The organism is Sulfuriferula multivorans, from assembly GCF_003851125.1.
GTDB classification, from domain to species: domain Bacteria; phylum Pseudomonadota; class Gammaproteobacteria; order Burkholderiales; family Sulfuriferulaceae; genus Sulfuriferula; species Sulfuriferula multivorans.
This window is the reverse complement of record NZ_BGOW01000010.1, coordinates 53490-73683: the sequence shown is the minus strand read 5'-3', so window position 1 is coordinate 73683 and position 20194 is coordinate 53490. Positions and strand designations below refer to the sequence as shown.

At 57.1% G+C, this 20194-nt stretch carries 18 protein-coding genes; 10 read left to right on the top strand and 8 right to left on the bottom strand.

All coding sequences use genetic code 11. The features are described from left to right. Positions 1-129: 129 nt before the first annotated feature. Together EI185_RS05940 and EI185_RS05935 are read right to left on the bottom strand one after the other, a co-directional pair. On the bottom strand, positions 130-2508 hold the full coding sequence (locus tag EI185_RS05940) for a bifunctional diguanylate cyclase/phosphodiesterase (RefSeq protein ID WP_189836306.1): 2379 nt from the start codon (positions 2506-2508) through the stop codon (positions 130-132). A 405-nt stretch (positions 2509-2913) separates the two neighbouring features. Next, positions 2914-3807: a phosphoribulokinase gene (locus tag EI185_RS05935; protein ID WP_124704214.1), complete on the bottom strand. Its 894-nt coding sequence runs from the start codon at positions 3805-3807 to the stop codon at positions 2914-2916. Between the two features lie 137 nt (positions 3808-3944). On the opposite strand from EI185_RS05935, the gene leuS reads away from it, so the two are divergent. The 10 genes from leuS to rng all read left to right on the top strand — a co-directional run bounded on the left by leuS (position 3945) and on the right by rng (position 13959). Continuing rightward, complete coding sequence (gene leuS / locus EI185_RS05930; RefSeq protein WP_124704213.1) at positions 3945-6653, top strand: leucine--tRNA ligase; 2709 nt, start codon at positions 3945-3947, stop codon at positions 6651-6653. A 17-nt stretch (positions 6654-6670) separates the two neighbouring features. Beyond that, positions 6671-7162 (top strand): LPS-assembly lipoprotein LptE, encoded by a 492-nt coding sequence (locus EI185_RS05925; protein ID WP_124704212.1) that lies wholly within the window; start codon positions 6671-6673, stop codon positions 7160-7162. Between the two features lie 2 nt (positions 7163-7164). After that, a complete protein-coding gene (holA, locus tag EI185_RS05920) occupies positions 7165-8199 on the top strand; it encodes a DNA polymerase III subunit delta (protein ID WP_124704211.1) in 1035 nt (344 codons plus the stop codon). A gap of 14 nt (positions 8200-8213) precedes the next feature. Then, positions 8214-8666, top strand: coding sequence for a VOC family protein (locus EI185_RS05915; protein WP_124704210.1), 453 nt, complete (start codon positions 8214-8216; stop codon positions 8664-8666). A 315-nt stretch (positions 8667-8981) separates the two neighbouring features. After that, the gene (locus EI185_RS05910) at positions 8982-10235 is read left to right on the top strand and encodes a glutamate-5-semialdehyde dehydrogenase (protein WP_124704209.1); all 1254 of its coding nucleotides are present in this window, start codon (positions 8982-8984) and stop codon (positions 10233-10235) included. Between the two features lie 127 nt (positions 10236-10362). Continuing rightward, positions 10363-11019 carry a nicotinate-nucleotide adenylyltransferase gene (gene nadD, locus EI185_RS05905; protein WP_124704208.1) on the top strand — a complete coding sequence of 219 codons (657 nt, stop codon included), beginning with the start codon at positions 10363-10365 and terminating at the stop codon, positions 11017-11019. Next, positions 11019-11375: a ribosome silencing factor gene (gene rsfS, locus EI185_RS05900; RefSeq protein ID WP_124704207.1), complete on the top strand. Its 357-nt coding sequence runs from the start codon at positions 11019-11021 to the stop codon at positions 11373-11375. The genes nadD and rsfS overlap by 1 nt, the downstream gene beginning before the upstream one ends. A gap of 8 nt (positions 11376-11383) precedes the next feature. Continuing rightward, on the top strand, positions 11384-11854 hold the full coding sequence (rlmH, locus tag EI185_RS05895) for a 23S rRNA (pseudouridine(1915)-N(3))-methyltransferase RlmH (protein WP_124704206.1): 471 nt from the start codon (positions 11384-11386) through the stop codon (positions 11852-11854). 8 nt (positions 11855-11862) lie between these two features. Then, entirely contained in the window at positions 11863-12483 is a 621-nt protein-coding gene (locus EI185_RS05890; protein ID WP_124704205.1) for a Maf family protein, read from the top strand. A 21-nt stretch (positions 12484-12504) separates the two neighbouring features. Next, positions 12505-13959 (top strand): ribonuclease G, encoded by a 1455-nt coding sequence (gene rng, locus EI185_RS05885; RefSeq protein WP_124704204.1) that lies wholly within the window; start codon positions 12505-12507, stop codon positions 13957-13959. Positions 13960-13971: 12 nt separating this feature from the next. Here the strand turns inward: rng and EI185_RS05880 are convergent, their stop codons facing one another. The 6 genes from EI185_RS05880 to EI185_RS05855 form a co-directional block, all read right to left on the bottom strand. Further along, positions 13972-15744 (bottom strand): type IV pilus assembly protein FimV, encoded by a 1773-nt coding sequence (locus EI185_RS05880; protein ID WP_124704203.1) that lies wholly within the window; start codon positions 15742-15744, stop codon positions 13972-13974. Then, on the bottom strand, positions 15741-17708 hold the full coding sequence (locus EI185_RS05875) for a dynamin family protein (protein ID WP_124704202.1): 1968 nt from the start codon (positions 17706-17708) through the stop codon (positions 15741-15743). Before EI185_RS05875 ends, EI185_RS05880 begins: the two co-directional genes overlap by 4 nt. Before the next feature lie 2 nt (positions 17709-17710). After that, positions 17711-18010 carry a DUF167 domain-containing protein gene (locus EI185_RS05870; RefSeq protein WP_124704201.1) on the bottom strand — a complete coding sequence of 100 codons (300 nt, stop codon included), beginning with the start codon at positions 18008-18010 and terminating at the stop codon, positions 17711-17713. Positions 18011-18022: 12 nt separating this feature from the next. Continuing rightward, positions 18023-18598 (bottom strand): YggT family protein, encoded by a 576-nt coding sequence (locus EI185_RS05865; protein ID WP_124704200.1) that lies wholly within the window; start codon positions 18596-18598, stop codon positions 18023-18025. A 61-nt stretch (positions 18599-18659) separates the two neighbouring features. Beyond that, on the bottom strand, positions 18660-19466 hold the full coding sequence (gene proC, locus EI185_RS05860) for a pyrroline-5-carboxylate reductase (RefSeq protein ID WP_124704199.1): 807 nt from the start codon (positions 19464-19466) through the stop codon (positions 18660-18662). Between the two features lie 16 nt (positions 19467-19482). Beyond that, positions 19483-20166, bottom strand: coding sequence for a YggS family pyridoxal phosphate-dependent enzyme (locus tag EI185_RS05855; protein ID WP_124704198.1), 684 nt, complete (start codon positions 20164-20166; stop codon positions 19483-19485). Between the last annotated feature and the right edge of the window lie 28 nt (positions 20167-20194).

Here is a 20194-nt window from a genome sequence, read left to right as displayed (position 1 = left end):
ACAACCAATTGACTCGCCACACTACAACCCAGTTGAGCAACTCCGTAATCCTCTTCGCAAAAACCGATTTTAGTCAGTTCTCAGCACGGTAAACCCTCGAGTAAAAGGTTCGCCGGAAAATTGACCCTGTCAAAGCTCTGGCAGCTCAGTCTGGTTGTTGCGCAGCAGCGCGAAGAATTTATCGGCCGACATCGGTTTGGCGAAATAATAGCCCTGATATTCCCCGCATTCGAGGGAATCCAGAAATGCCAGTTGCCCTCCGGTTTCCACGCCTTCTGCAATGGTCAGCACGTTCAGGCTGCGCGCCATGGCGATCACGGCAGTGACAATGGCAGCATCGTCCGGGTCGACGTTGATGTCACGTACGAAAGACTGGTCGATCTTGAGCTTGTGCACCGGAAAACGTTTCAGGTAGCTCAGGCTGGAATAACCAGTGCCAAAATCGTCAACGGACAGACGCACCCCCATCTTGTGCAGCTTCTCCAGGGTGATGATGGATTTTTCTGCTTGATGCATGATAGTGCTCTCGGTAATTTCCAGTTCCAGAAAGCATGGATTCAACCCGGTGTCTGCCAGCGCTTGCGTAATTGTTTCCAATAGATTGGCCTGTCTGAACTGGCGCGGCGAAATGTTTACCGCTACCGAGATAGGTGCGCATCCCGTGTCTTGCCAAGCCTTGTTTTGCGCGCAGGCAGTGTGCAGAACCCATTCTCCGATGGGCATGATCAAACCGGTTTCCTCTGCCAGAGGGATAAAACGTGCCGGCGCAATGGATCCCAATTGTTCATCGTGCCACCGAATCAAAGCTTCCGCGCCGATAATGCGCCCGCTTCGGATATCCACCTGGGGTTGATAATCCAGTGTGAACTTCTGGTGAGCCAAAGCGTACCGCAGGCGGCCTTCCAGTTCCAGGCGCTCAGTGGTATGGGCATTCATCTCCGCTACGAAAAAGTGGTGAGCATCGCCTCCGTTCTGTTTGGCTTGGTACATGGCAATGTCGGCATTTTTCAATAGATCGTCAATTTCTTCCACATCGGTCGGATAAACGCTAATTCCGATGCTGGCACTGACAAATATTTCCCGACCATCAACTAACAATGGCTGGGCCAAGGCATCCCGGATTTTCTGAGCGGCAGCGGTAATTTGTGACGCATCATGCACTCCTTCGAGAACGACGGTAAATTCGTCCCCACCGAGGCGCGCGATAGTGTCCACATCACGCAAGAAATGCTTCAGGCGTTCCGCCACCCCTTGCAACACGCGATCTCCAACGGAGTGTCCCAGAGTGTCGTTGATTTCCTTGAAGCGATCCAGATCAATGAACATCACCGCCATCAGAGTCTCGTTGCGCTTGGCGCGCCCCATGGCCTGCTCCAATCGATCGCGGAACATATTGCGATTTGGCAGCCCGGTCAGTACATCGTACTGGGCCAGATAAGAAAGACGTTCCTCCGCCTCTTTGCGGACATCCAGCATGACGTTGAACTGGTTGGCAACATCGGCGATTTCTTCCGGCCCATCCACCGCGACGCGGGTATCAAGTTGCCCTTGTGCGATAGCCTTGGCAGCATCGGAAATGGCGCGTATTGGCCGTTCTATTCGTCGGCTGAAAAAATATGCCAATGCCGCGACGACCAGCATAATGGCCAAACCGATCACTGTATTACGCAAGGCATAGTTGCTGACGCTGGAAGACAGCGCATCACTTGGAATGCCGGCGGCGGTGAACCAGTCCGTGCCTCGGATGGTGGTAAAGCCGTAAAGGCGGCTGACATGGTCCACGCCAGTGACCTCGGCCTCACCGGTTTTACGCGCGAGTATGATCTCGACGATGGGGGTGCCGCGGATGTTTTTCCCTACCCATTTTTCCGGGTCTTTGGAGCGGGCAATCACCATGCCTGCGGAATCCATGATGCCGATCATGGTGCCCGCGGGCAGCGCCGCGTTACGCACGACCGGGGTAAAATTCACCAAGTCGATGGGCAGCGCGAGCACGCCCTTGATCACTCCATATTTATCGTGCAGCGGCAAGGCCATCACCGCCACCCATTTGCCGGTGATGGGGCCGATAAAGGGCTTCCCCAACACCAGCCGGTTTTCGCCCATGGCGCGCTGGAACCACTCGGTATGAGCGACGGATGCCTGTTTTCCTGCTGGTTGGATGACCGCCGAACAGATAACCTTACCCGAGGTATTAATCACGCCGATGTTGGCATACTTTGGATTCAAGTCATGCAATTCCGCAAAGACGGGATCGCAATGCTGTGGATCAACGTCGCGTACCAGAGGACGCCGGGCAATGCGCTGCATCAATTCTACTGCATCGTTGAGGAAATGTTCCGTGTCGGAGGCTGTGATCTGTGCCAGCGCCAGGCTCGCTGCATTGACTTGCTGCGCGTTTTTTTTCGTATCTTGATACAGGTTATAGCTGAGCAAGGCGACCAGGGGAACGACGACTGCGAATACCAGCGCGAACAAATGCGCGCGAACCGACCAATGTCTTGTCATGGAGCGTCTCGCTGGGGTCGCGTTGGTTTGGTTCATCGGAAGTTACGCATCGCAATCGCCAGGAACAACAGTTGTTGTTCAATCATGTCGATGGGATATTTTGATGACGGTGGTTTCATGCATGCATCTTTCTTCGAAGGACCCGGGTAGGTAATCAACCGCGGAACAGCTTGCCTTGAATGAAAAATAACACTCAAGGGTTAACAAACAACCTTCGCCTGCTGCAGAACCGACCTACAGCGAGAAATCTCATAGCTGTCTTTTTTAGTTAAAATCGGCCATTCACACATCATCCGGGTAATCTGCATACCACCCATCGAACGTTTACTACAAACTCGTACCTCCCTATGACAAAACCGGGCGAACCCGGCTTTTATTGCGACACACCATTTGCAAATTGCGCTGTTATGAGGCTTTTTTCTTGGCAGCGATCATGTCTTCGATTATCGGCCCGAGGATCAGCTCCATCGAGTAACCCATCTTGCTGCCAGGTACCACCAGGGTGTTGGCGCGCGACATGAAGGAGTTGGGGATCATGTTGATCAGGTAGGGGAAGTCCACACCTTTGGGGTGGCTGAAACGGATGATGACCAGGCTCTCGTCCGGCGTGGGGATGTCGCGCGCGATGAACGGGTTGGAGGTATCCACCGTGGGCACGCGCTGGAAATTGACATGGGTATGGGAGAACTGCGGGGTGATGTAGTTCACGTAGTCGGGCATGCGGCGCATGATGGTGTCGACGATGACTTCGGCGGAGTAGCCGCGTTCGGCCGCGTCGCGGTGAATTTTCTGGATCCATTCCAGGTTGACCACCGGCACCACGCCCACGCCCAGATCCACATATTTCGATACATCCACCTTGCCATGTGAAACCAGGCCGTGCAGGCCTTCGTAAAACAGCAGGTCGGTACCGGAAGGTACATCTTCCCACGGCGTGAACTCACCGGCGGATAGCTTGGTGCCGAGACGCTGGTTGTGCTGTGCCGCTTCTTCATCGCTATGCAGGTAATACCGTTTTTTGCCCTTGCCGTTCTTGCCGTAGCTTTTGAACAGTTCTTCCAGCTTGTCGAAATGGTTGGATTCCGGGCCGAAATGGCTGAAATGGTTGTTGCCGGCAGCTTCGGCTTTTTTCATCGCCGCCTTGAATTCCGTACGGCTGAGGGCATGAAAGCTGTCGCCTTCGATCACTGCGGCGCTGATGTTCTCGCGGTGGAAAATGTGCTCGAACGCGCGCTTGACGGTGGTGGTACCTGCGCCGGAAGAACCGGTCACGGCGATAACGGGGTGTTTCTTGGACATGATGCGCTCCAGTTAAGAACTATGAAAAAAGCCGAATATAATCGCGGCAGTATAGCTTTTAAGCTGTCCCGCTGTCCACGCACCGCCAGTTCGGCAGGGTATAATCGGACTTTTGCCAGCGCCGTTTATCGCATCTCATGGAAGCCCAATACCAACCCCAGAAAATCGAAGCGGACGCCCAGCGCCGCTGGATTGAATCCGCCGCGTTCAAGGCTGTCGAGACTTCCGACAAGCCCAAGTACTACTGCCTGTCGATGTTCCCCTACCCTTCCGGCAAGCTGCACATGGGGCACGTGCGCAACTACACCATCGGCGATGTGCTGGCGCGTTTCCACCGCATGCAGGGCTATAACGTGATGCAGCCGATGGGCTGGGATGCGTTCGGCCTGCCTGCGGAAAACGCCGCGCTGAAAAACGGCGTGCCGCCTGCCGCATGGACCTACGCCAACATCGATCACATGCGCACCCAGCTGAAGAGCCTCGGCCTGGCGATCGACTGGGAGCGCGAACTCGCCACCTGCAAGCCCGAGTATTACCGCTGGGAGCAGTGGCTGTTCACGCGCCTGTTCGAAAAAGGCGTGATCTACAAGAAAACCGCTTCGGTCAACTGGGATCCGGTGGACAACACCGTGCTCGCCAACGAGCAGGTCATCGATGGACGCGGCTGGCGTTCCGGCGCGCTGGTGGAAAAGCGCGACATCCCGATGTACTTCATGCGCATCACCGCCTACGCTGATGAACTGCTGAGCGGCCTGGATACTCTGCCGGACTGGCCGGAGCAGGTCAAAACCATGCAGCGCAACTGGATCGGCAAAAGTTTCGGCTGCGAAGTGCATTTCCCCTACGACGCTGCAAGCATCGGCGAGCCCGGCGTGCTCAAGGTCTACACCACGCGTCCGGATACGCTGATGGGCGCAACCTATGTGGCGGTTGCCGCCGAACATGCGCTCGCCGCCCGCGCCGCTGCCGGCAATCCGGCGCTGGCCGAGTTCATCGCCGAATGCAAACGCGGCGGCGTGGCCGAAGCCGACATCGCCACGCAAGCCAAGAAAGGCATGGACACCGGCCTGTTCGTCACCCATCCGCTGTCCGGCGAAAAACTCCCGGTATGGGTCGCCAATTACGTGCTGATGGGTTATGGCGAAGGCGCAGTGATGGCGGTACCGGCGCACGACGAGCGCGATTTTGAGTTTGCGCAGAATTACAAAGACCAACTACCAGCTATCAAACCAGTTGTAATTCCAGAAGGTTACGAACTGTTATCAGAGCATACGATCGCTAGCTATAACAACACAGGTAATATTCATTTAGTCCCTCCTGTTGTGCATGGAGCGCAAGACAAGAAGAGTTTGATATTTGATTGGCAAAAATGGGAACCTTGTTTTACCAACCACGGCACGTTGTTCAATTCCGGCAAATACGACGGTCTGGATTTCGATGCTGCGCTGGAAGCCATCGCTGCCGACTTGCAGGCCAAAGGGCTGGGCAGCAAACGCACCCAGTTCCGCCTGCGCGACTGGGGCATCTCGCGCCAGCGCTACTGGGGCTGCCCGATCCCGATCATTCACTGCGCCACCTGCGGCGATGTGCCGGTGCCCGACGACCAGTTGCCGGTGGTGCTGCCGGAAGATGTGGTAGTCACCGGCGCGGGCTCGCCGCTGGCGAAAATGCCCGAGTTTTACCAATGCGCCTGCCCGAAATGCGGCCAGCCGGCGCGGCGCGAAACCGACACCATGGACACCTTCGTCGAGTCGAGCTGGTATTACGCGCGCTACGCCAGCTACGATTGCGGCAACGCCATGCTGGATGCGCGTGCCGACAAATGGCTGCCGGTGGATCAGTACATCGGCGGCATTGAACACGCCATTCTGCATCTGCTGTATGCGCGCTTTTTCCACAAGCTGATGCGCGATGAGGGCCTGGTGCAATCGAGCGAACCGTTTACGCGCCTGCTCACCCAGGGCATGGTCATCGCGCCGACCTTTTACCGCGACGCCGGCGACGGCAAAAAGGACTGGATCAATCCGACCGAGGTGGACGTGCGCATGGATGAGCGCGGCCGTCCGCTGGATGCCGTGCTCAAGGCCGACGGCCTGCCGGTGGTCATCGGCGGCACCGAAAAAATGGCCAAATCAAAAAACAACGGCGTCGATCCGCAACTGCTGATCGACAGCTACGGTGCGGATACCGCGCGTCTGTTCATGATGTTTGCCGCGCCGCCGGAGCAAAGCCTGGAATGGTCGGATGCAGGCGTGGAAGGTGCATTCCGCTTTTTGAAACGGCTGTGGAAGCTGGTGCATGATCACGTCAGCACCGGGGTAGTGCCAGCCTATACCGGCGGTGAATTATCCGCCGAACTGAAAGCGCTGCGATTCCAGCTGCACAGTGCAATCAAAAAAATCAGCGATGATTACGGCCGGCGCCAGACGTTCAACACCGCCATCGCCGCAGTCATGGAATTGCTCAATGCATTGAGTAAAATGACTGATGCCAGTTCGGCTGCACACAGCGTGGCGCAGGAAGTACTGGAAGGCGCAGTGCTGATGCTCACGCCCATCGTGCCGCATGCATGCGAAGCGTTGTGGACAGCACTGCAACCGGGCACCCGGTTACTCGATCAGGCCTGGCCGAAAGTGGACGAATCCGCGCTGGAGCAGGATGAAATCACCCTGGTGCTGCAAGTCAATGGCAAGCTGCGCGGCGAGATCACAGTCGCCAAATCCACCAGCCGCGAGGTCATCGAACAACTGGCGCTGGCGCACGAGGCAGCACAAAAATTCATGGCCGGGCAAGCTCCGAAAAAAGTGGTGGTGGTTCCGGGACGACTGGTCAATATCGTAGTCTGAACTCAATTGGAGACAACATGAAAAACATTCTTCCCGGCCGGCTATGGCTGGTGGTCCTTAGCGTCATATTCATCGCCGGCTGCGGCTTTCATCTGCGCGGGCAAATAGAACTGCCATATCGATCCGTTTACGTGCAGGGCGGGCAGGATGGATTGGCGGCTGCGCTGCAAGCCGCCTTGCGCCTCGGCCATGCCGGTCGCCTGGCGCCCAGTGCGGAAAAGGCGGAAAGCGTGATCGATATCATGTCGGTGCAGAACAGCAAGGTGATCGTGGCCCTGTCCGGCATCGGCCGGGTGCGCGAATTCCAGCTGCAATACCGCGTGCAATACCAGCTCATCACGCCCAAGGGCAAAGTTATCCTGGCGCCCGCCAGTCTGTTGCTGGCGCGCGACATGACTTATAACGATGCCCAGGTTCTAGCCAAGGCCGCAGAAGAGCAACTGCTTTACCGCGACATGCAGAAAGACGCTGCACAGCAGATCATGCAGCGTATCGCCAGCGCCAAATAAGCATGCGCGTCAAGGCGGAGCAACTCGCCCAGCACCTGGCACGCGGCCTCCAGCCGCTTTATACGGTATACGGCGACGAGCCGCTGCTGGCGCTGGAGGCCGCGGACATGGTGCGTGCGAGCGCCCGTTCCGCTGGCTACAGCGAACGTGAAGTGCACACCGTGGAAGGCCGTTTCAACTGGAACGACCTGCTTTCCGCCGGCGACAATCTCTCCCTGTTCGGCAGCCTGCGCTTGGCCGATATCCGCATTCCCTCCGGCAAGCCCGGTCTGGAAGGCGGCAAGGCCCTGCAAGCCTATTGCGCCAGGCTGCCTGCAGACACCATCACGCTCATCACGCTGCCCAAGCTCGACCGCCAGTCCACCAACGCCAAATGGTTCACTGCGCTGGATGCCAGCGGTGTCGTGGTCGGCGTGAACCCGGTAACCATCGACCAACTGCCGCGCTGGATCGGTACGCGGCTGGCCGCGCAAAACCTGCAAGCCGATAGCCAGACGCTGCGTTTTCTGACCGAACGTGTGGAAGGTAACCTGCTCGCCGCCCAACAGGAAATCCGCAAGCTTGCGCTGCTGTTTCCGCCCGGCAACATCACTTTCGAGAACGTGCGCGAAGCCGTGCTCGATGTGGCGCGTTACGATGTTTTCAAGCTTTCCGATGCGCTGCTGGCGGGCGATGTGCCGCGCCTGATGCGCATGCTCGACGGCCTGCGCAATGAAGGTGAAACGCCGGTGCTGATCCTGTGGACTCTCACCCGTGAACTGCGCATCCTGACCCGCATCAAGGCCGGCCACGCCAGCGGCCAGCCCGCCGCCCAACTGATGCGCGAAGCCGGGGTATGGGAGTCGCGCCAAGCGCTGGTGGACAAGGCGCTCGCCCGCGTCAGTCTGGCCACGCTCACCCAGGCGCTGCACGATGCCGCCGCGATAGACCGCACCATCAAAGGTTTGCAAAGCGGCGATGTGTGGGATGCGCTCGGTCAACTGGCGTTGAAAATCGCGCCGCCAACCAGATCCGCGCGTCTCTCCCCTGCCCATTAGTAGAGGTCAATCACATGCCTGACACGAGCCGGTTTCCCTCCGCACATGAGTTCCATCTCAGCCTGCGCGTCGCCGATCTGGAACACAGCACGAAATTTTATACTGCGTTTTTCGGCGTCGAGCCGAAAGACCGTACGGCCCGATTCAGCACCTTCATCGTGCCGCATCTGCACCTGAACATGGTGCTGCTGGTGAATGACCGGGGCGAGGCACTGGACACCTATAGCCTGTATCATCTGGGGCTGGGCGTGGCCGACAAGGCTGCGGTGATTGCGGCTGCCCACAGCGCCCGGCAAGCCGGCGCCGAAATCGTCAAACCGCCGCGCACCACCTGGCGCGGCACACCGCTGCATGAACTGTGGCTGCGCGACCCGAGTGGCTATCTGATCGAGATTTATGCGCGGCTCACCCCGGGGGAACTGGCGCAGATGCCTGCCGATCAGGAACCCGTATTTTTGCTTGAGTGAGCCATCATCCTAAAAACGGCTATTGGTCCAAGAAAAACACGAAAGGCACGAAATGAGGTAAGCAGGCATTTCGCCGTTAGACCAAAGCTCGCAAAATATTCAACGAAATATCAGGCCGTAGATCGTTACCCGATGGGTGAATGACCAAGCCTGTACAAGCTATTGATTTATTTCGTGCCTTTCGTGTTTTTCGTGGACTAACTGCTTTTCCATAATCATTCAGCGGTCACTGCGCAGCCCCTGCCCAAGTCACCCAAGCACCGTATTGCGGTTCCGGGTTAAAATCCGGGTTCGACATTTACCTCTGGATTTGATATGTACATCAAAACCTACATGCAGGATATGGGACGTGCTGCCCGCGCCGCTTCGCGCGCTGTAGCTCGCGCCGATACCAATACCAAAAACAAGGCGCTCACCGTCATGGCGCAAGCCATCCAGCGCGACGCCGACAAACTGCTCGCCGCCAATGCCGAGGATATGGCCGCTGCGCGTGCCCAGGGGCTGGACGAGGCGTTACTCGACCGCCTGGCGCTGAATGCCAAATCAGTGGCCGGCATGGTGGAAGGTCTGTTGCAAATCGCCGCATTGCCCGACCCGGTAGGCGAAATCAGCGACCTCAAATACCGCCCTTCCGGCATCCAGGTGGGCAAAATGCGCGTGCCGCTGGGGGTGATCGGGATCATTTATGAAGCGCGGCCCAATGTGACCGCCGATGCCGCCGGGCTGTGCCTGAAATCCGGCAACGCCGCCATCCTGCGCGGCGGTTCCGAAGCAATCCGCTCCAACCAGGCGATTGCCGCCTGCGTGCGCGAAGGACTCGCCGCCGCCGGATTGCCGGAAACTACAGTCCAGGTCATCGAAACCACCGATCGCGCAGCAGTGGGCGAACTCATTACCATGAGGGATTATGTAGACGTGATCGTGCCGCGCGGCGGCAAGGGGTTGATCGAGCGCCTGATGAACGATGCACGCATTCCGGTGATCAAGCATTTGCATGGCGTGTGCCATGTGTATATCGACGACCGCGCCGACCCCGACAAGGCGGTGCGCATTGCCGACAACGCCAAAACCAGCCGTTATGGCACCTGCAATACGACGGAAACGCTGCTGGTGGCTCAAGGAGTAGCAACCACGGTATTGCCAAAGATCGCCGCCATCTACGCCGCCAAGGGCGTGGAAATGCGCGGCTGCGAGGCATCGCGCCGGATTGTGGCGATGAATGCGGCGACGGATGAGGACTGGGTCACCGAATATCTCGCCCCCATCATCTCCATCCGCGTGGTGGACGGCATGGACACGGCAATTGAGCACATCAACACGTATGGTTCGCAGCATACCGATGCGATTGTCACCGAGGACTACACGCGCGCGCGCCGCTTCCTGCGCGAAGTGGATTCCAGCAGCGTGATGGTGAACGCCTCCACCCGTTTCGCCGACGGCTTCGAATACGGCCTGGGTGCTGAAATCGGCATTTCCACCGACAAAATCCACGCGCGCGGGCCGGTCGGACTGGAAGGGCTGACTTCGCAGAAATGGGTGGTGCTGGGCGATGGCCATGTGCGCGAATAAAAACCCAAAGCACTTCATGCCACGGAGGACACAGAGCTCACAGAGAACAGCTGCCTACATCACGCTCGGTGCCCTCTGTGCTCTCTGTGGCAAATCGCCTTTAGATGCATAGCCTCACGCACAGCCATTGAAACCCATCGGCATTTTCGGCGGCACTTTCGACCCGATCCACTTCGGTCATTTACGTCTGGCGGAGGAAATGGCCGAGGCGCTGGAACTCGCCACGGTGCATTTCATCCCGGCGGGTACACCGCCGCATCGCACTCGTCCGCGCACCGACGCGCATCACCGGCTGCAGATGGTGCAGCTGGCAATTGCCGGCAATCCGCGTTTTGTGCTGGACAACCGCGAAGTCGGGTTGCCGCGTTTGTCTTTCACGGTGGAGACGCTCGCCTCATTGCGTGACGAACTGGGCACCACACAGCCCTTGTGCCTGCTGCTGGGTGCTGATGCGTTCCTGGGCTTGACCACCTGGCACCGCTGGCAGGACTTGTTCGCACTGGCGCACATCGCAGTGGCGCATCGTCCCGGCTTTCCGCAAAGCACCTGGAAAGACGCCATGCCCGAGGTGCTGCGCGCCGAACTGGAAGCGCGCATGGCGCACCCGCAAGACCTGACCAGCGCTGCGGCGGGGCTGCTGGTTACGCGTCCGATCACCGCGCTGGATATCTCCGCCACGCACATCCGTGACACTTTGCGTGCCGCACGCAGCCCACGTTATTTGCTGCCTAACGTGGTTCTCGACTATATTCAGGCCAACCAACTATATTTACCGGAAAATTAATGGATATCAACGAAATCACTGCTGCAGTCGTCGACGCACTGGAAGACATCAAAGGCCAGGACATTGTGGTACTCGACACCAGCCAACTCACTGCCATGTTTGAGCGCATGGTCATCGCCAGCGCAGATTCCACGCGTCAAACCAAGGCACTGGCACACAACGTGCAGGAAAAACTCAAGGAAAAAGGCATCCCCGACCAGGGCATTGAAGGCATGGAGTCAGGTGAGTGGGTGCTACTCGATCTGGGCAGTGTCGTCGTGCATGTGATGCAACCTGCCGTACGCCAGTACTACAACCTGGAAGAACTCTGGAGCGCGGCGCAGGATCAGCGCAATAAACGCAACGCAGCCGGCTGAACCTTTCCATGAAGCTGCGCATCATCGCGGTGGGACAGAAAATGCCGGCGTGGATCGAGACCGGGTTTGCCGAATATGCCAAGCGCATGCCGCGCGAGAACAGCATCGAGCTGATTGAACTCAAGCCGGAGAAACGCGCCGGCGGCAAGACCGATGAGCAGATCAAGGAAGCCGAGCGCGACCGTATCCTCGCTGCGCTGCCGCGAGACGCCACAGCGTGGGCACTGGATGAGCATGGCAGTCAGCTCACCACACTGGAACTGGCCGACGCGCTGCGTGAATGGCAAGGCGCCGGGCGCGACACGGCTTTCGTCATAGGGGGCGCTGACGGCTTGCATCAAGATATCAAGCAACGTGCCGATAAACTGGTTGCGCTGTCACGCTTTACCCTGCCGCACGGACTGGTGCGGGTGATGCTGGCGGAACAGCTATATCGCGCCTGGAGCGTGACACAAAACCACCCTTACCACCGGGAATAAGACCTAACATGGCGCATATTGATTCACGCATTTATCTCGCCTCCCGTTCGCCGCGCCGCCGCGAGTTGCTGCGTCAGATTGGCGTGCGTCACGAAGTGTTGCTGTTACGTGAATCCGGCGGCCGCCTCGACGTCAATGAAACACCGCGACCTGGCGAATCGCCACAGGATTATGCACAGCGCATCGCATGCGCCAAGGCCGACGTTGGCTGGCAGCGCGTCATAGAACGCCATATTCCGCACTATCCAGTACTCGGCGCTGACACCACGGTAATCCTGGATGACGAAATTCTCGGCAAGCCACTGGGCCTGAATGCGGCGATTGACATGCTGGGCAAACTGGCTGGTCGCAGTCATCAGGTTGTCACTGCGGTCTCAGTGACATATGAAGATCGATGCGAGGCGCTACTGAGCACGTCGACAGTCAAATTCAAACCGCTCAGCGAACGTGAAATTCTCGCCTATACCAGTAGCGGCGAGCCCTTTGACAAGGCGGGAGGATATGCCATACAGGGGCGCGCAGCGACTTTCATTGAACATCTGGAGGGCAGCTATTCCGGCGTAATGGGCCTGCCGCTGTTTGAAACAGCGCAGCTGCTGGAACGCTTCAACATGAAATTTTTCGAATAAGCCCCAAGGTAAACGCGCATCATGAGTGAAGAAATTCTCATCAACGTTACCCCCCAGGAGACCCGCGTCGCAGTGATGCATCTGGGTGTAGTGCAGGAACTCCACATCGAGCGCATCAGTCAGCTTGGCCTGGTCGGCAACATTTACTTCGGCAAGGTGTGCCGGGTATTGCCGGGGATGCAGTCCGCATTTATCGACATCGGCCTGGAACGTGCCGCGTTTCTGCATGTCGCCGATATCTGGGAAGAACGCCATGCCGGGGGCGAGGAACGCCCGATTGAGCGCATTCTGTTCGAAGGGCAGGGTGTGCTGGTTCAAGTCATCAAGGATCCGATCGGCACCAAGGGCGCGCGACTGTCTACCCAAGTGAGTTTTGCCGGGCGCTTTCTGGTGTATCTCCCGCAGGAAACGCACATCGGCATCTCGCAAAAAATCGAAGATGAAGCCGAACGCGAATCGCTGCGCCAGAAGCTGCAACAGTTGTTGCCAGAGGATGAACACGGCGGTTTTATCATCCGCACCATGGCGGAACAGGCTGAAGAACGCGAATTGCAGGCGGATATTGAATACTTGCGCAAATTGTGGGCAGATATTCAACAGCAGGCTCGAACCGCGCCATTGAAATCGCTGCTGTATCAGGAACTGAATCTGTCGCTGCGCGTGTTGCGTGATTTTGCCAACGATGAAACCGACCGTATTCTGGTGGATTCACGCGAAACCTATCAGAAGATGATGAGTTTTGCCGAGAATTATAGTGGTGGCGTGGTCGATAAACTCAACCATTATGCCGCCGAACGCCCGCTGTTTGACTTGTATGCCATTGAAGATGAGATCGAAAAAGCGTTGGCGCGACGTGTGGATCTGAAATCCGGTGGCTATCTGATTATCGACCAGACCGAAGCGCTGACCACTGTGGACGTAAACACCGGCGGTTTCGTCGGTGTACGCAATTTCGACGATACCATTTTCAAGACCAACCTGGAGGCCGCGCAATCCATCGCGCGTCAATTGCGGCTGCGCAACCTGGGCGGCATCATCATCGTCGACTTTATCGACATGGATAATCACGGTCACCGCAACGAAGTATTTTCCGAATTCAAGAAGGCGCTGGCACGCGACCATACGCGCATGACGGTGAATGATTTTTCATCGCTGGGTCTGGTGGAAATGACGCGCAAGCGTACCCGCGAAAGCCTGGCTCATGTGTTGTGTCAGCCCTGCCCAACCTGCCAGGGACGCGGCGAAGTCAAAACTGCACAAACCGTGTGCTATGAGATCCTGCGCGAAATTGTGCGCGAGGCACGCCAGTTCAATGCGCGCGAATTCAGGATACTGGCATCACAGCAAGTGATCGATCAGTTCCTGGATGAAGAATCGCAAAGCCTGGCGCAACTCGGCGATTTCATCGGCAAGCCGGTATCGCTACAGGTAGAAAGCTTGTATACCCAGGAACAATACGACGTGATTCTGATTTAAATACCTGCCCGGTCAGGCAGACCCGCCTTGAATCAAGCGCAGGCGCCCCTCTGGAGCCGCCGATTCCGGCTGCGCTTCCTGTGCCCCGGGTGCTTGCACAAGTTCAAGCTCATGTTCAAGCAAGCCAATCAGAAACACCAGGTCCTGGTAAGTCTGGTGACTGAATCCCATACGCTCACCGCCCCGGTTATCGTACAACAAACCTTCCAGATACGTCCGGCAGGCGCTAGTCGGCCACAGTCTGGCTGTGCATTCCAGCACATGGGGGAACGACAGTATGCCTACAGAATCAGCTTCACTCTCCGGGCTGTTTTGCCATTGCGGCGCAACAAGATTGAAACGCCCCCTGAACCTCATCTGCGCCAGTTCAAATTCCGCCCGCTGGCCGTTATCGCGATACAGATCGAAGAGCAGGTACCACACAGCTGGGTGGCTGCGCTCATGGCTGGCAATATGTTCCGTCAACAACGTCATGGCGCGTTCGGGATAGCCAAGGTGCACGAACACAGCAGCCTCTTCGGTGATTTGATTTACCGTCGACACCAGGAAATCATCTTCCTTGCGACCTGACTGCGACGCGAACCGCTCAGTGGTTGCACGCCGAGGTGTATCGACGCCTGGCTGAGCCTGCCCGTCGATGTCGCCGCTAATGGGCTGTCGAGCTTCCGGCTTCTCCCAGAAGGCTTCCGTCCAGGGATCGGTGATGTTAACAGCAACGGCATCAGGCAATACATCAGTAACGACCGGGGGATTTGAACGACGCTGCCTGCGTAGTAAATACAGACCCGCAGCGCCCGCGGTCAACGCACCCACCAGATACATATACCAGGCTGGCCAACTCGCCGAATCTTGTTTCAATGACCCGGAAGGTAATGCTGCAGGCATGGGGGCGGCTGTCATGGCAGCAATTTGTTTGCGGAGTATCGCCACGGTCGCCCTAGTTTCGGCCAATTGCTTTTGCAACGCAACCATATCATCTTGCAAAGCATCTGCCTGAACAAGCCTGGCGCCGTTATCAAGCGGTTGTGCAGTCTGGCTGGCATCGGATATCTGCCCGCGCTGCCCCGGCCAAGCACTCAGGCTGGTGCTGATGTGCAAAGCAAAGTGATCGCCCGAGCTTGCCGGGGCATGACCAGCGGATATTGGAACAGCTTTCCGAGGCGCCGCCGAGATGGTTTTTTCTGCCTGCTTCGCGGTATTGTTCACAGACAGTAACCGGGAAGAGCGATGCCGCGCAGCCACATCCTTATGCTCACGCCTGGAGGATGGCATGACCGCAGCATTACTTCCCTCACGCACCACCGGTTGCTTCGCTATAGAGGCGGCTGCCGTCACGGGTGCAAAGCTGGATTCTTCAGCCAAATTCGGAACGACGTCTATCAGTACAGTGTAATCGCGACGCAACGAGTTATCACACACCGACTCCAGGCTGAAATCCAGCACCGGATCGTTGACAGGGTAAGCGGTGGTCAACAGCAAATACTTACCCTGCGCGCCTTGTACAAGCTTGACAACGGCACGCCTGAGCGTGGGCAAGTCGGCGCCACCTTGGTGCGGCCCTTGCACCAAACGGAAGCACTCTTCCCCTCCAGCCATCTCGGACGAATCCGCCAATACGGGGACCTTCACACGCAGGGGCTGGCCAATACCGGAACGTACCTGCGCCGGCCCAAGGCCGAGCGCATGACCGGACAGACTGAATGACCCGATACCCATACCCAGCAAGGCCGCAGCCAACAAGCGCGGGGCCAGATATTTAGGCTGTGGATATTTATCCCGTCTCATGCAACTGCCTGCACTATATGCAATGAGGGAGGGGAAGCCGTCTTCACTGCACTGCCCGCATGGCGTGAAAATGTCCGGAGAATCGAATTGATTTCCTGATGCTGTTTTCCCAGGTCGTCGAATTGCTGTTTTAACTCTGCGACTTTGGCCTGCAGGTTATCCAGATTGTCGTGCACCTTGCGTATGTTATCGACGCGCAGTTCCAGCTGGGTTTTATGGTCACGGATGCGCATTACCAGCGGATCCAGCGTCCGGCGCAGCCATGCATCGGCTTCCAGGCGCGCCATCTCGAATACGGTGCGTGCCTCGGACACCAGGCTTTGATAAAACTTGCTCACCATAAAACGCTTTTCCAGCATCAAATTAAGGGGGTCACGGCAAAACATCTCGGTACTCTGGGCCAGACTCGCCAGACGCTGGCGATGCCGATCCATATCCAGTTTGGGCGGATTCAATTGCGGGAATCCATGCTGCTCCTCAAAACGCCGGTAGGCCGAGTCAAGTAATTCCAGAATAGTGGCGGCGGCTTTGTCTACTTTGGCAAATTGCGTGTTGATGCGTCCGAACAGATTATTCATCCCCCGGGTAAGGCTGACGGTGGTCCAGCTTTCATCCAGATTTTCGCGGCTTTTTTCCAGCATGGCATTTAACACATCACCGGATAGCTCGGACAATAATGCACGCCCCTGTTGCTGTACCAGGTTACGGGTAATCTTGAAATTCAGCGCTACCGCATCATAACCGCGCTTTTCAATTACCAGTTTGTCGCGCAGCTTGGTGACCACTTCGCGGTTTTTCCCGGTGAAACCACTCAGTTGCTCAGCATCGCTTTTAACCGATTTAAGTCTGGACAATACCCCATCACGCGAGGCCTCCAGCATGGTCTGCACCTCGCGATTCACCGACTGGTGCAGCAGTGCCTGACGCGAGGGTATGATTTTGTCGGCAAGTAAAGCCTCCAGCCTGGCAATTCCGGAACGCTCCAGAAGCACCTGATCATCGCGAATTTTTCCAACCAGCGCTTTCTGCGCGGAAACCGCAAATACTTGATGGCGTGGAATTCTAAGCTGCTCGGCGGTTTGGTCTATCTGGCGCTGGATGATGGCGTCGATTTCAGCTTCCGATTTGAGCTCGTCCCAAAGCATGTCAATCTTGTTGAGTACCGCGATATGGTGGTGCACACGGCGATACACCGTGTTTTCCCAGATATCCAGATCGGAACGTGTCACCCCAGTATCGGTGGCCAGCAAGAAAAACACGCCGTGAGCATTAGGAATCGCGCTAAGGGTCAATTCGGGTTCGCTGCCCAACGCATTAAGGCCTGGCGTATCCAGAATAGTCAGCCCACCTTGTAACAGCGGATGCGGGAAATTGATCTGGGCATAACGCCAGGCCGGCACTTCCACCTTGCCGTCAGACGCACCCGTGCGTGCCAGCTCGGCATCATCTTTATCGCATAAGCCCATGGCACGCGCCTCGGGGATCGGCACGCGTTTGACTTCCGCCAGCGAGCGCAAGGCTGCACTCAGCTGCATGGCGTTGGAAGGATCGAGGCTGATCGTGCTCCACTCTATGGGCAATCGTTTGAGCGTGGCGATGCTGTCATCGCGCAAGCGCGTCTCGATTGGCAACAAGCGCACATACGGCTTGCTGTCGGCATCGTGGAAGATTTCCGTCGGGCACATGGTGGTGCGGCCCGCATCCGAGGGCAAAAGGCGCTGTTTGAGGTCGGCAAAAAAAAGCGCGTTGATGAGTTCCGATTTACCCCGCGAAAATTCGGCCACAAATGCCAGCACCAGCCGGTCCTGCTTCAGGGACTCCGCCAGATCATAGAGGCGCAAGGTCTGCTCTGCATCGATATCTGCATAGCGGTCCAGCCAGCCGCGGTAAGCGTCCAATGAACCGAGTATCGCCGCGCGACGTTGTTGATAATTCACGACTTCCTGCTCAAGCCGATTTGCCATGTCTACATTCCCATTTGTTCTAGTTTTTGAATGGTCTCGTCATCCAGCGCCGCAATTTTCAGTATTTTTCGGCGGCTCTTTTCTCCACCCTGAATCTGGACGTTCCTCACTGATATATCGAGTGTTTTGGCAATAAATGCGCACAGGGCAGCATTTGCCTTTCCGTCAATAGCGGCTGCGGCAACGCGAACCTTGAGCGCATTATCATGAATACCTGCAATTTCCGTGGTTTTTGCTCCTGGTTGAACATGCAGCAAAATCTGTGCCGATTCACCACTTATTTTCAACCAGGTCGGAAGCACGGCATCGCGCCGTTACATCATGCTACGCGCCACGCCTTCCAGCCAGGCGAGCGGCAGCATGATGATAAGCTGACACACCAGCAGAAAAGCCAGCGGGGAAAGATCAAAATTGGCAATCGGTGGAATCAGGCGACGGAACGGACGCAGCAGCGGTGCTGCCAGCGCCGCAAATACCGGCATCAAGGGCGATAAGGGATTCACCATGGACAATACAGCCATCACCAACACCAGGCCAATCAGGGTATAGATACCCAGACTAGCCAAACGCACGACCGCCAACAACAGGAACGCCGGCAACACTTTGCTTCCTGCCACCAGGAACGGGTAGCCGTCCAGGCCATATAGCGCCAGCAGCAATATAAATTCCAGCACCAGAGCCAGCAGCAGTGTGCCCATGTCCACTCCGAACAAGCCTGGGATGACCCGCCGCAACGGACGTACGGCAAAATCGGTGAGCTTGATCACGAACTGGGCAAACGGGTTATGGAATGGAACACGCACCCATTGCATATAAAAACGCAGCAATAGGGCGATCAAAAACAGATTCACAAGGTTTTGCAGCAAAAACTGCAAGGCTTGGTTCAACATAGTCATTTACCGTGAAAACACGCTGTTATTGTTACATTTTCCAAACGCCTGCGGCGGCTTATTATTGCAGGGCATCGCCCAGCTCGATAGATCGCTCGGCGGCAGCATGGATAGCGCTGATAATGGCAGCCTTGACTCCTGCTTCATCCATACGCTGCAAGGCGCGCTCGGTGGTACCTGCCTTGGAAGTGACGCGTGCACGCAGCGTCGCAGCATCTTCCGGGCTCCCGGCAGCCAGCTGCGCAGACCCCAGCATGGTTTCCAGTGCCAGCTGGCGTGCGGCAGCACTGCTCAGTCCGAGTTCCAGCGCTGCCTGTTGCATGGCTTCGATAAAATAAAATACATAGGCCGGGCCACTGCCGGAAACCGCTGTGACCGCATCCATCAACGCTTCATCTTCCACCCACAACACACTGCCTGCAGATTTAAGAATGTCTTCTGCCATCTGGCGCTGAGGCGACTGCACTGCAGGCAAAGCGTACAAAGCCGTGACACCCGCCCCGATCATGGCTGGAGTATTCGGCATGGTGCGCACCACATTGGAGTAACCCATTAGCCACGCCGATAAAGTGCGTGCACGCACCCCGGCGGCAATCGACACCACCAGCTGCGTGGCGAGCAAAGGCGACAATGCCTGCGCCACCCCTTTGAGCTGTTGTGGCTTGACTGCCAGTACCACGGTATCCGCAATGACGGCTTCCGGGCCCAACTCTGCATAGGTGCTCACCTGATAATCAGCCGCCAACCGCGCGCGCGCCTCGGCATTGTGTTCGACCACCGATATCTGCCGAGCTGAGTGTCCTTGACGCAACAGGCCCGCGATCAGAGCGGTGGCCATGTTGCCGCCGCCAATAAACGTAATGCGCATTCCCACTCCCGATAAGTTAATTTATTATCTGACGCCCGCCAAAAATAGCTGAACCCACACGCACCAGGGTTGCTCCTTCGGCTATGGCGGCTTCCATATCGTCCGACATGCCCATGGATAGCGTATCGAGCGGAACATCCAGGCCATCCCGCAATTGTCGCAGCAAGCGGAACTGTGCATGTTGCTGATCCGCGCTTTTACTGGGTGCCGGAATCGCCATCAGACCACGCAAATGCAGGCGCGGCAGTTGCGCTACCGCATGCACGAGTGCCGGCAAATCCGCCGGTGATACGCCGCTTTTGCTGGGTTCGCCACTGACATTTACTTGTACGCACACATTCAGCGGAGGCTGCATAGCAATCCGGGCATCGTTCAGACGCTGTGCAATGATGGCACGATCCACGCTGTGCACCCAATCAAAATGCTCAGCCACCGCACGTGTTTTATTGCGTTGCAATGGCCCGATGAAATGCCAGGTTAAAGATAAGTCAGCCAGTGCCGCTATTTTGACTAGCGCTTCCTGTACGTAGCTCTCACCGAACGCCTGCTGCCCGGCAGCTGCCGCTGCGCGTATCGCGTCGATGCCGAAAGTTTTGCTGACTGCCAGCAATTCGACCGTATCCGGCTTCCGCCCGGCAGCGCATGCCGCCGCGGCAATCCGTGCGTGCACGGCTTGCAAAGCGCTTTTTAGTGTGTCCATAATGGCTCGAAAATCATCGCGGAATTAT

What these genes read in the sequence shown, in the direction of transcription:
- EI185_RS05915 (WP_124704210.1), top strand. Translation starts at nt 8,214, where the DNA reads ATGCCTGACACGAGCCGGTTTCCCTCCGCACATGAGTTCCATCTCAGC.
- EI185_RS05865 (WP_124704200.1), bottom strand. Translation starts at nt 18,598, where the DNA reads ATGTTGAACCAAGCCTTGCAGTTTTTGCTGCAAAACCTTGTGAATCTG.
- holA (WP_124704211.1), top strand. Translation starts at nt 7,165, where the DNA reads ATGCGCGTCAAGGCGGAGCAACTCGCCCAGCACCTGGCACGCGGCCTC.
- rsfS (WP_124704207.1), top strand. Translation starts at nt 11,019, where the DNA reads ATGGATATCAACGAAATCACTGCTGCAGTCGTCGACGCACTGGAAGAC.
- EI185_RS05940 (WP_189836306.1), bottom strand. Translation starts at nt 2,508, where the DNA reads ATGACAAGACATTGGTCGGTTCGCGCGCATTTGTTCGCGCTGGTATTC.
- EI185_RS05875 (WP_124704202.1), bottom strand. Translation starts at nt 17,708, where the DNA reads ATGGCAAATCGGCTTGAGCAGGAAGTCGTGAATTATCAACAACGTCGC.
- EI185_RS05925 (WP_124704212.1), top strand. Translation starts at nt 6,671, where the DNA reads ATGAAAAACATTCTTCCCGGCCGGCTATGGCTGGTGGTCCTTAGCGTC.
- EI185_RS05890 (WP_124704205.1), top strand. Translation starts at nt 11,863, where the DNA reads ATGGCGCATATTGATTCACGCATTTATCTCGCCTCCCGTTCGCCGCGC.
- EI185_RS05880 (WP_124704203.1), bottom strand. Translation starts at nt 15,744, where the DNA reads ATGAGACGGGATAAATATCCACAGCCTAAATATCTGGCCCCGCGCTTG.
- proC (WP_124704199.1), bottom strand. Translation starts at nt 19,466, where the DNA reads ATGCGCATTACGTTTATTGGCGGCGGCAACATGGCCACCGCTCTGATC.
- leuS (WP_124704213.1), top strand. Translation starts at nt 3,945, where the DNA reads ATGGAAGCCCAATACCAACCCCAGAAAATCGAAGCGGACGCCCAGCGC.
- EI185_RS05910 (WP_124704209.1), top strand. Translation starts at nt 8,982, where the DNA reads ATGTACATCAAAACCTACATGCAGGATATGGGACGTGCTGCCCGCGCC.
- rlmH (WP_124704206.1), top strand. Translation starts at nt 11,384, where the DNA reads ATGAAGCTGCGCATCATCGCGGTGGGACAGAAAATGCCGGCGTGGATC.
- EI185_RS05855 (WP_124704198.1), bottom strand. Translation starts at nt 20,166, where the DNA reads ATGGACACACTAAAAAGCGCTTTGCAAGCCGTGCACGCACGGATTGCC.
- EI185_RS05935 (WP_124704214.1), bottom strand. Translation starts at nt 3,807, where the DNA reads ATGTCCAAGAAACACCCCGTTATCGCCGTGACCGGTTCTTCCGGCGCA.
- rng (WP_124704204.1), top strand. Translation starts at nt 12,505, where the DNA reads ATGAGTGAAGAAATTCTCATCAACGTTACCCCCCAGGAGACCCGCGTC.